This is a genomic window from Amycolatopsis sacchari (genome assembly GCF_900114035.1).
Lineage (GTDB): Bacteria > Actinomycetota > Actinomycetes > Mycobacteriales > Pseudonocardiaceae > Amycolatopsis_E > Amycolatopsis_E sacchari.
In genome coordinates, this window is the sequence record NZ_FORP01000001.1 from 621,706 (window position 1) to 633,878 (window position 12,173).

At 71.8% G+C, this 12,173-nt stretch carries 13 protein-coding genes; 4 read left to right on the top strand and 9 right to left on the bottom strand.

The window, feature by feature from the left end:
* Positions 1-13 precede the first annotated feature (13 nt).
* From BMZ92_RS02965 to BMZ92_RS02980, 4 genes are read right to left on the bottom strand one after another with little or no spacing between them, the layout of a single operon-like run.
* Entirely contained in the window at positions 14-2,401 is a 2,388-nt protein-coding gene (locus tag BMZ92_RS02965) for an ATP-binding cassette domain-containing protein (protein ID WP_091504074.1), read from the bottom strand.
* 2 nt (positions 2,402-2,403) lie between these two features.
* Positions 2,404-2,814, bottom strand: coding sequence for a VOC family protein (locus BMZ92_RS02970; protein ID WP_091504332.1), 411 nt, complete (start codon positions 2,812-2,814; stop codon positions 2,404-2,406).
* A 5-nt stretch (positions 2,815-2,819) separates the two neighbouring features.
* Positions 2,820-3,254: a helix-turn-helix transcriptional regulator gene (locus BMZ92_RS02975; RefSeq protein ID WP_245782854.1), complete on the bottom strand. Its 435-nt coding sequence runs from the start codon at positions 3,252-3,254 to the stop codon at positions 2,820-2,822.
* Positions 3,255-3,290: 36 nt separating this feature from the next.
* Positions 3,291-3,653 (bottom strand): hypothetical protein, encoded by a 363-nt coding sequence (locus tag BMZ92_RS02980; RefSeq protein ID WP_091504076.1) that lies wholly within the window; start codon positions 3,651-3,653, stop codon positions 3,291-3,293.
* 67 nt (positions 3,654-3,720) lie between these two features.
* Here BMZ92_RS02980 and BMZ92_RS02985 point away from each other — a divergent pair, with 67 nt between their 5' ends.
* On the top strand, positions 3,721-4,497 hold the full coding sequence (locus BMZ92_RS02985; RefSeq protein WP_091504077.1) for a glycerophosphodiester phosphodiesterase family protein: 777 nt from the start codon (positions 3,721-3,723) through the stop codon (positions 4,495-4,497).
* Here BMZ92_RS02985 and BMZ92_RS02990 read toward each other — a convergent pair.
* On the bottom strand, positions 4,494-5,312 hold the full coding sequence (locus BMZ92_RS02990) for an NAD(P)H-binding protein (protein WP_091504078.1): 819 nt from the start codon (positions 5,310-5,312) through the stop codon (positions 4,494-4,496). The genes BMZ92_RS02985 and BMZ92_RS02990 overlap by 4 nt on opposite strands.
* 87 nt (positions 5,313-5,399) lie before the next feature.
* Here BMZ92_RS02990 and BMZ92_RS02995 point away from each other — a divergent pair, with 87 nt between their 5' ends.
* Positions 5,400-5,780, top strand: a complete 381-nt coding sequence (locus tag BMZ92_RS02995; protein ID WP_177228508.1) for a winged helix-turn-helix transcriptional regulator — start codon at positions 5,400-5,402, stop codon at positions 5,778-5,780.
* A 4-nt stretch (positions 5,781-5,784) separates the two neighbouring features.
* On the opposite strand, the gene BMZ92_RS03000 is transcribed toward BMZ92_RS02995, so the two are convergent.
* Entirely contained in the window at positions 5,785-6,462 is a 678-nt protein-coding gene (locus BMZ92_RS03000) for a transglycosylase family protein (RefSeq protein WP_091504079.1), read from the bottom strand.
* Between the two features lie 212 nt (positions 6,463-6,674).
* On the opposite strand from BMZ92_RS03000, the gene BMZ92_RS03005 reads away from it, so the two are divergent.
* Together BMZ92_RS03005 and BMZ92_RS03010 are read left to right on the top strand one after the other, a co-directional pair.
* A complete protein-coding gene (locus BMZ92_RS03005) occupies positions 6,675-7,418 on the top strand; it encodes a thymidine kinase (protein WP_091504080.1) in 744 nt (247 codons plus the stop codon).
* 248 nt (positions 7,419-7,666) lie between these two features.
* The gene (locus tag BMZ92_RS03010) at positions 7,667-8,014 is read left to right on the top strand and encodes an RNA polymerase-binding protein RbpA (protein ID WP_091504081.1); all 348 of its coding nucleotides are present in this window, start codon (positions 7,667-7,669) and stop codon (positions 8,012-8,014) included.
* 78 nt (positions 8,015-8,092) lie between these two features.
* Here the strand turns inward: BMZ92_RS03010 and BMZ92_RS03015 are convergent, their stop codons facing one another.
* The 3 genes from BMZ92_RS03015 to BMZ92_RS03025 are packed head-to-tail and all read right to left on the bottom strand — an operon-like array spanning position 8,093 to position 12,096.
* A complete protein-coding gene (locus tag BMZ92_RS03015) occupies positions 8,093-8,857 on the bottom strand; it encodes a polyprenol monophosphomannose synthase (protein WP_091504082.1) in 765 nt (254 codons plus the stop codon).
* 25 nt (positions 8,858-8,882) lie between these two features.
* Positions 8,883-10,484, bottom strand: coding sequence for an apolipoprotein N-acyltransferase (gene lnt / locus BMZ92_RS03020; RefSeq protein ID WP_091504083.1), 1,602 nt, complete (start codon positions 10,482-10,484; stop codon positions 8,883-8,885).
* 10 nt (positions 10,485-10,494) lie between these two features.
* Positions 10,495-12,096, bottom strand: coding sequence for an amidohydrolase (locus BMZ92_RS03025; RefSeq protein ID WP_245782855.1), 1,602 nt, complete (start codon positions 12,094-12,096; stop codon positions 10,495-10,497).
* Positions 12,097-12,173 lie beyond the last annotated feature (77 nt).

Below are 12,173 nucleotides of genomic sequence, written 5' to 3' on the forward strand. Positions count from 1 at the left end.
CCCCCCGGCGCCCTCACCCGACGTAGGCCGCCAGGTGCTCCCCCGTCAGCGTCGACCGGGCCGCCACCAGGTCGGCGGGCGTGCCTTCGAACACGACCTGCCCGCCGTCGTGACCGGCGCCGGGACCCAGGTCGATGATCCAGTCCGCGTGGGCCATCACCGCCTGGTGGTGCTCGATCACGATGACCGACTTGCCGGAGTCGACGAGCCGGTCGAGCAGGCCGAGCAGCTGCTCGACGTCGGCGAGGTGCAGACCGGTCGTCGGCTCGTCGAGGACGTAGATGCCGCCCTTCTCCCCCATCTGCGTGGCCAGCTTGAGCCGCTGCCGCTCGCCGCCGGACAGCGTCGTCAGCGGCTGCCCCAGTGTCAGGTAGCCGAGCCCCACGTCGGCCATGCGGGCCAGGATCTTGTGCGCCGCGGGGGTCTTCGCCTCGCCGTCGGCGAAGAACGCCTCGGCCTCGGAGACCGGCATCGCCAGGACCTCGCTGATGTCCTTGCCGCCGAACTTGTAGTCCAGCACCGAGGCCTGGAAGCGCTTGCCCTCGCACTCCTCACACGTGATCGCGACGCCCGCCATGATCCCGAGGTCGGTGTAGACCACCCCGGCGCCGTTGCAGTTGGGGCAGGCGCCCTCGGAGTTGGCGCTGAACAACGCGGGCTTGACGTTGTTGGCCTTGGCGAACGCCTTGCGGATCGGGTCCAGCAGACCGGTGTAGGTCGCGGGGTTGCTGCGCCGCGAACCCCGGATCGGCGTCTGGTCGACCACCACCACGCCCTCGCGCCCGGCCACCGACCCGTGGATCAGCGAGCTCTTGCCCGAGCCCGCCACCCCGGTCACGGCGACGAGCACCCCGAGCGGGATGTCCACGTCCACGTCACGCAGGTTGTGGGTGTTCGCGCCGCGCACCTCCAGCGCACCCGACGGCGTGCGCACCGCGGGCTTCAGCGAGGCGCGGTCGTCCAGGTGCCGCCCGGTGACGGTGTCACTGGCCCGCAGCCCCTCGACGGTGCCCTCGAAGCAGACGGTGCCGCCCGCGGTCCCCGCGCCGGGACCGAGGTCGACCACGTGGTCGGCGATCGCGATGGTCTCCGGTTTGTGCTCGACGACGAGCACCGTGTTGCCCTTGTCGCGCAGCTGCAGCAGCAGGTTGTTCATCCGCTGGATGTCGTGCGGGTGCAGGCCGATCGTCGGCTCGTCGAAGACGTAGGTGACGTCGGTCAGCGACGAGCCGAGGTGGCGGATCATCTTGGTGCGCTGGGCCTCGCCGCCCGACAGCGTGCCGGCGGGCCGGTCGAGCGAGAGGTAGCCCAGCCCGATCTCGACGAACGAGTCGAGGGTGTGCCGCAGCGACGCGAGCAGCGGCGCGACGCTCGGCTCGTCCAGCCCCTTCACCCACTCGGCGAGGTCGCTGATCTGCATCGCGCAGGCGTCGGCGATGCTGATGCCCTTGATCTTCGACGACCGCGCCTCGGCGCTCAGGCGGGTGCCTTCGCAGTCGGGGCAGGTGGCGAAGGTGACCGCGCGCTCGACGAACGCGCGGATGTGCGGCTGCAGCGAGTCGACGTCCTTGGACAGCATCGACTTCTGGATCCTGGGGACGAGGCCCTCGTAGGTGAGGTTGATGCCGTCGACCTTGATCTTGGTGGGTTCCTTGTAGAGCAGGTCGTGCCGCTGCCGCTTGGTGTACTTCTTGATCGGCTTGTCGGGGTCGAAGAACCCGCTGCCCTTGAAGATCCGGCCGTACCAGCCGTCCATGCTGTAGCCGGGGATCGTGATGGCGCCCTCGTTGAGGGACTTGTCCTCGTCGTAGAGCTGGGTCAGGTCGATGTCGTTGACCGAGCCGCGGCCTTCGCACCGCGGGCACATGCCGCCGACGATGCTGAAGCTGCGGCGTTCCTTGACGGTCTGCCCGCCCTTTTCGAAGGTGACCGCGCCCGCGCCGCTGACCGAGGCGACGTTGAAGGAGAACGCCTGGGGCGAGCCGATGTGCGGCTGCCCCAGGCGGCTGAACAGGATGCGCAGCATGGCGTTGGCGTCGGTCGCGGTGCCCACGGTGGACCGCGGGTCCGCGCCCATCCGCTGCTGGTCGACGATGATCGCGGTGGTGAGCCCGTCGAGCACGTCGACCTCGGGCCGCGCGAGCGTCGGCATGAAACCCTGCACGAAGGTGCTGTAGGTCTCGTTGATCAGCCGCTGTGACTCGGCGGCGATCGTGCCGAACACCAGTGAGCTCTTGCCCGAGCCGGACACGCCGGTGAAGACCGTCAGCCTGCGCTTCGGGAGTTCGACGCTCACGTCCTTGAGGTTGTTCTCGCGGGCGCCGTGCACCCGGATGAGGTCGTGGGTGTCGGCGACGTGCGGCTGGGCGGCGCGCGCGCCCGTTCTCGTGGCGGTGCTCATCGTCAGCGAAGCTCCTGGATTCGGATCATGTTGCCGGCGGGGTCGCGGAAGGCGCAGTCGCGGACGCCGTAGGGCTGGTCGACCGGTTCCTGCACCACCTCGGCGTCGGCGGCCTGCAGCCGCTCGAAGACGCTGTCGAGGTCCTTGGTGGCGAGGTTGATGCTGGCGTAGGTGCCCTTGGCCATCATCTCGGTGACGGTGCGGCGTTCGTCGTCGGTGATGCCGGGGGTGGCCTCCGGCGGGAACAGCACGATGGAGACGTCGGGCTGGGCGGGCGGGCCGACGGTGATCCAGTGCAGTCCGTTGTAGCCGACGTCGTTGCGCACCTCGAAACCGAGGATGTCGCGGTAGAACTTCGTGGCGGCTTCGGGGTCGTTCTGCGGCAGGTAGCTCGCGTGAATGGTGATGTCCATGGCGGTCACGCTAGCTTCGGGGCGCGCGCGGGCGCTTCTCGATTCCTGATCGGTCTGGTGACCTGCTTGGCGACGCACGCGGGCATCCCCTCGGTCTCCCCGGCGGCCTCGCGGCGGTAGGCGCTGGGCGACATCCCGACCAGTTCGGTGAAGCGGGTGCTGAAGGTGCCCAGCGAGGAACAGCCGACCTCGAAGCAGACCTCGGTGACGCTCAGGTCCCCCCGGCGGAGGAGGGCCATGGCGCGCTCGATGCGCCGCGTCATGAGGTAGGAGTACGGCGATTCGCCGTAGGCGCGCTTGAACTCGCGGCTGAGGTGCCCGGCTGACATGTGCACGCCGCGGGCGAGGGCCTCGACGTCCAGCGGCTGCGCGTACTCCCGGTCGATCCGGTCGCGCACACGGCGCAGCCGCGCGAGGTCCTGCAGGGAACTACTGGTCACGTGCGCGATCGTGCCATATCGGACAGCCGGAGGGGCTCACCGCAGGCGTTCCAGTTCCCGCGCCGAGGAGGCCAGTTCGAGTGCCATGCGGCGCAGTTCGTCGGCGGCGGCACCGTCGTCGGCGGCCGTGGCGACGTCCTCGGCGGCGCAGCGGAGCTGGAAGAGCCTGTCCTGCAACGCGGCGAGTTCGGCGTCGGAGAGCACGACGGCGTCCTCGGGCAGGCCGCTGCGCTGCAGTGCCGTGCGCCGCTCGTAGGCGCGCTGGCGGCAGGACTGGCCGCAGTAGCGCCGGCGGCGGCCCTTCGCCGTGGTCTGCTCGAGGCGCCGCCCGCACCAGCCGCAGTGCAGGGGTGCGGTGTTGCGGGGGATGCCAGCCAGCAGGTCGACGGTCTCGCTCACGTGCCAGACCCTAACCGGCCACCGGAAGCTCATGCCCCGGCCACGCCGATGCAGCACACTGGGACGGGTGCGCAGCGCTCACCCGTACCTCGCCGGCCCCTTCCCCCGGGCGTTCGTCCACCGCGGCTGGCACCTGGACGACCTCGACGGCATGGAGAACTCGCTGTCGTCGTTCCGGCGCGCGGTGGCCGAGGGCTTCCAGTACATCGAAACCGACGTGCACGCCACGTCCGACGGCGTGGTCGTCGTGCACCACGACGCGGTGCTGGACCGCACGACCGACGGCCGTGGCGCGATCGCCGCGCAGCCGTGGTCGGTGGTCAAGCGCGCGAAGATCGGCGGCCGCGAACCCGTGTCCCGGCTGGAGGACGTGCTCGAGGAGCTGCCCGAGGCGCGGTTCAACATCGACGTGAAGGCCAACAGCGCGGTCGTGCCGTTCGTCAGCGCCGTCGAGCGGCTCGGCGCGGCGGACCGGGTGGCGGCCGCGTCGTTCTCCGATGCCCGGCTCGCCCGCATCCGCAGGCTCGCCGGGCCGAAGCTGATCACCTCCATGGGGCCGCGTTCGGTGGCCGTGCTGTGGGCGAACGGCTGGGCGCCGTGGCTGCGGCTGGGCCGGTTGTGCCGGGGCGCGATGGCGCAGGTGCCGGTGCGGCAGGCCGCGCTGACGGTGGTCGACCGCTCGTTCCTGCGCAGCGCCGCGAAGGCCGGGGTCGAGGTGCACACGTGGACGATCGACGACCCGGCGGAGATGCGGCGGCTGCTGGACCTCGGGGTGGACGGCATCGTCAGCGACCGGCCCGACCTGCTGCGTGAGGTGCTGCGCGAACGCGGCGAGTGGCGTTAGCGGAACGCCTCCACGTTGGTGGCGGCCCAGTCGGCGAAGGCGCGTGGCGGCCGCCCGAGGAGGCGTTCGGCGTCCGCACTTACGGTCTGCTCGGCCTCGGACGGGCTGCCCAGAATCGCGAGCGTCGCCTCCACGACCGGTTCGGGCATGAACCGCAGCATGTGCTCCCGTGCCTCCTGCCTGCTCTGCTCGACGAAGCGCACCGGCTCGCCCAGTGCCTCGCCGATGGCCGCCGCCTGCTGACGGGGTGAGATCCGCGCCGGTCCGGTCAGCGTGTACACGGCGCCCGCGTGCCCGGGGTCGCGCAACGCCACAGCGGCGGCCGCGGCGATATCGGCCGGGTCGACCGCGGGCAGCGCGACATCGCCGAACGGGGCCACGACCGTCCGCTCAGTGCGGACCGAACCGGCCCACTGCAGTGCGTTGGAGGCGAAGTTCCCGGGCCGCAGGATCGTCCAGTCCAGGTCCGGCTGCCGGACCGCGTCCTCCAGGTGTGCGGGGTGACGGCCGGTGCCGACGCCCTGTGACGAGAGCAGGACCACCCGGCGGACTCCGGCGTTCCGCACCACGTCGACGACCTCGCCAAGGTCGCCGCGCGCCAGGAATTCGCCGGAGGTCAGCAGGAACACGGCGTCCGCGTCGTCGAGTGCGGGTTCGAGGGTGTGCGGCTCGGTCAGGTCGGCCTGGTGCGCCCGCACCCCCGCGGGCTGCGGCGCCGCGTTGCGGGACACGGCGGTCACCTGCTCCCCCGCCGCCAGCAGCGCGCGGACCAGCGGCCGTCCCACGTTCCCGGTTGCGCCTGTCACCACGATCATTCCGGTTTCCTCTCGTTCTCCCCTGGTGGTCGTGGCGACGCTACTGTCGTGGGGCTAGTAGGTACCTAGAGGAAAGTGAGGGCGTTCGTGACCGAGAACACGGTGAAGCCGGCACCGGAACAGGCCTGCCCGGTCTCGCCCGTGGTCGATCTCGTGTTCAGCCGGTGGACGACGCCGATCCTGTGGACGCTGCACGAATACGGGCGCCAGCGTTTCGTCGAGCTGGAACGCCGCATCGCCTCGATCACGCCCAAGGTGCTCACCCAGCGGTTGCGGCAGCTCGAGCGTGACGGGCTGGTGGTGCGCACCTACCACGCCGAGGTGCCACCGCGGGTGGAGTACGAGATCAGCGAGCTGGGCCGCAGCCTCGCCCCGCTGTTCGCGACGCTGGCGGAGTGGTCGGTGAACCTGGACGCGGTCGAGCGGGCCCGCGCGGACTACGACGCGAAGCAGCGGGTCCGGCGCTGACCGGTCAGCGGGGTGGTCTGCCGTTCCACGCGGCGTTCCACGTCTTCGGGCCGAGGCGGCCGGAGTCGTTGATGCCGTTGGCGCGCTGGAGGTCGAGCACGGCCTGCCTCGTCTTGTCGAGGTAGCAGCCGGTGCCGGTGAAGCCGTAGCCGAAGGCGTTCATGCGCAGCTGGAAGGTCTTGAGCGCGGGGGCGCAGTCACCGTAGGCGTAGACCACGCCGGGCCACGCCGGTTTGCCCGCGGGTGCCGGGGCAGGCGCCGGGCGGCCGCCGCCACCGATGTAGGCGGACTCGGCGTAGGTGGGGACGCGCTTGCTGCGGGCGTCGGCGTCGTTGCGCAGGCCGAGCATGCCCGCGCACTCCCACGGCTGCCAGCCGCGCATCCGGTACAGGTAGAGCGCGCGGTAGTCCTGTTCGGCCGGGCTGGCGAGGTCCGGCCTGCCCTGGCCGCCGACGCTGCGCCAGGTGGGCAGGTCGAACTGGTAGGCGCCGTAGTAGCCGTTGCCGGTGTTGGTGGCGTAGCGGTTGCTGGACTCGCACATGCGCAGCTTGAGCCAGGTCGAGGCGGCGGGGTCGGCGGAGGCGGTGCTGCTCGCGACCAGCTGGAGGCCTGCCGCGACGAGTGCGACGAGCAGGAGTCGCACGAGGATGCGGGGCGCCCGTCTGAGCCGGTGGGTGATCATGCGAGCACACTAAATTCGCTGCTCAGGAGTCACAACTTTCACAGGGAACCCAACAGCATCACACGCACCGACTGTTTACGCCCGCAGCGACACGCCGTTTTCATGCGAAAGGCCCGGTAGGAGCCCCGCGGCGCCGCGACGCGCGAGCCGGGGCGAGGTTGGGCCGCTCTCCCCCGATTCACCCGATCAAGGGAGCGCTAGGGTCGAGCGTCGTGACCTCGCTTTCCGACGAAGATCCCGACCCCACCGACGCGCTGTCCGCCGTGCCCGGCGCGGGCACGCGGCGCGCCCCCGACCGGGGGCTGCTGCGGTTCTGCTACGGGCCGATGGACTGCGGGAAGTCGACGCTGGCGCTGCAGATCGACCACAACCACGCGCGCCAGGGGCGGCGCGGGCTGCTGCTGGTGCGGCACGACCGGTCGGGCGCCCCGCAGATCACCAGCCGCATCGGCATCACCCGCCGGGCCATCGAGGTCGGCGCCGACACCGACGTGCGCCAGCTGGTCCGCCAGCAGTGGGTGGCGGGGCGGCACGTGGACTACCTCGTGGTGGACGAGGCGCAGTTCCTCTCCCCCGTGCAGGTGGAGCAGCTGGCGGAGCTCGCCGACGAGGTGCGCATCGACGTGTACTGCTTCGGCATCGCCACCGACTTCCGCAGCCGCCTGTTCCCCGGTGCGCGGCGCCTGTTCGAGCTCGCCGACGAGCTGCAGCCCGTGCAGGTGGACGTGTTGTGCTGGTGCGGCGCGCCGGGCCGGTTCAACGCCCGCGTGCGGGACGGCGAGGTGCTGCGCGAGGGCGACACCGTGGTGGTCGCCGATGTGGTTGAAAACGCAATCTCATCACCGGCGCAGACCGATTTCGCTACTTTGCGTTACCAGGTACTGTGCCGCCGCCACTTCCGTCTCGGGGACCTCGGGCCGGGCGCGGGACAGCGGGGGCAGCTGCGCCTGACGTGACGCCGGAGGTACCGCAATTACCGCCAAGCGATAGCCCGACTGGGGGATAATCGCAGAAAGAACGGCCAAACCGCGTCACTTAGCGAGGCGAACGGTGTCCCTGGGGTGGAAGCTGTTGTCGAGGGGTGAACACGCTCATCGTGAGCCACGACATGTTCCGCCGGGAATTCCCGGGCCGGACGAGTCGTTGCATAGGGTGAGCATCACCCTGGCTCTCAAGGACCGGAGCCGACTGAAAGGACGTCATCATGGCCGACCGTGTACTCCGTGGCAGCCGGCTGGGAGCGGTCAGCTACGAGACCGACCGGAACCACGACCTCGCGCCGCGCCGCACGGTGCGGTACGCCTGCCCGAAGAACCACGAGTTCGAGGTGCCCTTCTCCGACGACGCGGAGATCCCGACCGTGTGGGAGTGCCGCCTGCACGGCAGCGAGTCCGAGATCGTCAACGGCGGGCAGCCCGAGCAGAAGAAGGTCAAGCCGCCGCGCACGCACTGGGACATGCTGCTCGAGCGGCGGTCGATCCCGGAACTCGAGGATCTGCTGAACGAGCGTCTGGCCGAGCTCAAGGGCCGCCGGACCTCCCGCTCGGCGTAGCTGGCTGAACCAGCCCACCACGAAGAACGACAAGGCCCCCGCGTCCTCCCGCCGCGGGGGCCTTGTTCGTGTCCGGGGCTAGCGGCGGAAGAGACTCCGGAGCTGGTTCAGCCGGTGCTGGACGCCCCAGACACCGACGCGGATCATCGCCTCGCGGATGATCGAGCTGCTCATCTTCGACTCGCCGATCTCGCGTTCGGTGAAGGTGATCGGCACCTCGACGACCTCGAAGCCGGCCCGGAGGGTGCGCCAGGCGAGGTCGATCTGGAAGCAGTACCCGGTGGAGGCGATCTCGTCGAGCGCGAGCTTCTCCAGCACGGCCCGGCGGTACGCGCGGAAGCCGGAGGTGTACTCGGTGATCTTGCCGCCGAGTGCGATCCGGGAGTACAGGTTCGCGCCCCGGGAGAGGAACTCGCGGTGCTTGGGCCAGTTCACGACGCTGCCGCCGGGGACGTAGCGGGAGCCGAGCACCAGGTCGGCGTCCTCGAGCGCGGCGAGCATGCGCGGCAGGTCCTCGGGCGCGTGCGAGCCGTCGGCGTCCATCTCGACGATGGTGGCGTAGTCGCGCTCCAGGCCCCAGCGGAAGCCGGCGATGTAGGCGGCGCCGAGGCCGGCCTTTTCGGTGCGGTGCAGCACGTGGACGCGCTTGTCGTCCGCGGCGAGCTTGTCGGCGAGCTCCCCGGTGCCGTCGGGGCTGCCGTCGTCGACCACGAGCGCGTGCGCCTCCGGCAGGGCTTCGTGCAGCCTGCGCAGGATGGGCGTGAGGTTGTCACGCTCGTTGTAGGTGGGGATCACCACCAGGACGGGCTCGATCGGCTGTGCTGCCCGTGGCGCCTGCGCCATCCGTGTCCTCCCTCGGCGGGAGTCCTCATCCCGCCCCGGTCGCTCGCGTCGTGTTCTCGGCGCTTGCGCGCCTGGTGCGCAGCCGGACCACGACGCCGGCGAGCACCGCCACCAGTGCGGCGCCGACCAGGCCGTACTCCGTCCACGCACCGAGTCGATCCGACAGCGTAGTCGTGTCCCTCAGCGGCACGCGCCCGACCAGGGATGCGGCGGTGAATTCGCTGGTCGAGCGCTGGATCGAGCCGTCGGGCTCGACGATCGCCGAGACCCCGCTCGTGGCGGAGACCACGACCGCGCGGCTGTGCTCGACCGCCCGCAGGCGGGCCATCGCCAGCTGCTGGTAGCTCATCTCGCTCTCGCCGAACCACGCGTTGTTGGTCGGCAGCACGATCAGCTGGGCGCCCAGGTCCACGGCGTCGCGGGCGACGTGGTCGTAGGCGATCTCGTAGCAGATCGGGGTGGCGACCCTGGTACCCGCGATGTCGAGGACGGCGGGCGCGTCACCGGGCTGCATGTCGCTGGTGTCGTCGACGAACGGGGTGACCCACTGGGCGATGGCGCGCGCGGGCACGTACTCGGCGAAGGGCACCAGTTCCTGTTTGGAGTACCGCTCCCCCGGTCCGCTGCGCGGGTCCCAGACGATCTCGCTGTTCTGCACGCGCCCGCCGCCCGCGGGGCGGTAGATGGCGCCGATGAGGGTGGGCACGCCGAGGTCGGCGACGGCCTGGTCGACGCCGGGGTCCACGCCCGCCGCCATCTGCGTCGCGGTCTCGGGCCAGACCACCAGATCGGGTTTCGGCACCGCGCCCGAGTGGATTTCCGCGGCGAGGCGGTCGCTCTGCGCGAGGTGATTGGCCCTGATCGTGGCGGAGTCATCCATCAGGGCGAGCCCGGCGTTGGGTGCGTTGCCCTGCACGGTGCCGACGGTGAGGCTGCCGGTCTGGGCGCCGGTGCCGATGGTCGGCCACAGCGCGAGCCCGGCCACCACCGGCACGACGACACCGGCCGCGGGCAGCAGCGCCCGGCGCGGGGTGCGGAGCCGGGACACCAGTGCGGGCACGGCGAAGCCGGTCAGCACGACGGCGAACCCGACGAGCGGGGCGCCGCCGATGGACGCCAGCGGCGTGTAGGCGCCTTCGGGCTGGCTGAACGCGACGCGCCCCCACGGGAACCCGCCCAGCGGCCACCAGGTGCGCGGGGTTTCGGTGGCGATCACGACGAGGCTCATCCACACCGGACCGCCGGGCAGCCGGGCGGCGAGGGTGGCCAGCGCGCCGCCGATCCCGAGGTAGGCGGCCAGTGCGGCGGAGAGCCCGAGCCAGGGCCACGGCCCGAACTCGGTGCCGAGGAAGTCCTGCAGCCAGGTCAGCAGCGGGAGGTAGAGGCTGAGCCCGAACACGAAGCCGTAGCCCAGCCCGCCCCACAGCCGCCGCCCGCGCAGGGCGAAGCCGAGCCCGGCGAACGCGATCGGCGCGAGCCACCACAGCGGCCGGGGCGCGAAGCTGAGGTAGAACACGAACCCGGACGCCGCGGCGAGCGCGAGGCGCAGCAGCCAGGGCCGCCAGTTCCGGCGGCGGCGTGCGGGGGTGTCGTCGGTCGCCGTGGACTCCGGCGCGGTTACGGCCACGGCCCCAACTCTAGGCAGCCGAGGTGAACGCGTCGTAGAGGATCTCCCCGGCGCGCACGGTGCGCAGGCACGTGGGCAGCGGGCTGTCCGGGTCCAGCGGCGGCAGCGCGGGCACCCGGGAGCGCGGGTCGGTGGACCAGCGCTGCACGCGGGAATCCGGCGCGGCGACCACGAGGTCGGCGGCGTCCCAGATCGCGTAATGGGCGGGGGCGCCGGGCTGGAGCGTGCCGGTGAGGCCGTCGTTGACCCCGGCGGCGCGGTGGCCACCCCGGGTGTGGGCGTTGAACGCGGCGCGGGCGGACAGCCCGGCGCCCGGGGTGTGGTGGTGCACGGCGGCGCGCACGGCGGCCCACGGTTCCAGCGGGGTGACGGGGCTGTCGGAACCGAAGGCGAGCAGGACGCCCTTGGCGGCGAGGGTGGCGAACGGGTTCAGCCCGGCGGCCCGCTCGCCGAGGCGCGTGGCGTACATGCCGTCCGCACCGCCCCACAGCGCGTCGAACTGGGGTTGCATCGAGCCGGTGACGGCCCAGCCCGCGAGCAGTTCGGCCTGGGCGGCGTCGACCATCTCCAGGTGTTCCAGCCGGTGCTTGGCTCCGGCGAGGGCGCGCTGCCCGACGGTCTTCTCGGCGAGCTGGAAGCCGCGGACGACCTCGGCCACACCGGCGTCGCCGATGACGTGGAACCCGGCCTGCAGCCCCGCTTCGGTGCACGCGACGAGGTGCTCGGCGATGGCCTCCGCGTCGAGGTACCGGGCGCCCGTCGAGTCGGGGCGGTCGGTGTAGGGCTCGTGCAGGGCGGCGGTGTGGGAACCGAGGGCGCCGTCGACGAAGAGGTCCCCGGCCAGTCCGCGCAGGCCGTGGCGGCGGGCGAGCTCCACCGCGCCGGTTTCGCCCCAGTAGGCCACGACCTCCGGGCGCCCCGGTTCGGCGGCGAGGGCGAGCAGCCCGGCGAGGTCGGCTTCGCCGGAGATGTCGGGCCCGGCGCATTCGTGGACGCTGACGACGCCGCGTGCGGCGGCGTGGCGCAGGAAGGCGTCCTGGGCGCGGCGGCGGTGGTCGGGTGTGATCGCGGCCTGCATGGCGGTGCGGACGCGGTGGTGGGCTTCGCGGGTCAGCGGGCCTTCGGCGGACCAGCCGTCCACCTCGCGGGCGCCGGGGGCGAGGTCGACGAGCGCGGTGGAGACCAGTGCGGAGTGGACGTCGACGCGGCTGAGGTAGACGGGCGTGCCCGCGGCGGCGTCGTCGAGCTCCGCGCGGCTGGGCAGGCGGGGGTTGGTCCAGGCCGACTCGTCCCAGCCGTGGGCGATGAGCACCTCGCCGGGCCGGACGGCGGCGCGGACCGCGGCGAGCAGGTCGGCGGCGTCGTGCACACCGGTGAGGTCGAGGCCGGTCAGGTGCAGGCCGGTGGCGGTGGCGTGCACGTGGGCGTCGACGAAGGCGGGCGCGACGAAGGCGCCGTCGAGGTCGACGACCTCCGCGCCGGGGTGCAGGGCGCGGCCGGGGCCGTCCTGCCCGACCCAGACCACGGTGTTCCCGGTGACCGCCATGGCGGTCGCGTCGGGCGAACTCGGCGAGTGGATGCGCCCGCCGACCAGAAGCGTCGTCTCGTTCACGGTGTCGAGTCTGCCTGATGTGATGCGGCAGAAATATTTACGCCCTATTGTCGTCTCGACCGGAGATTTTCACGCCG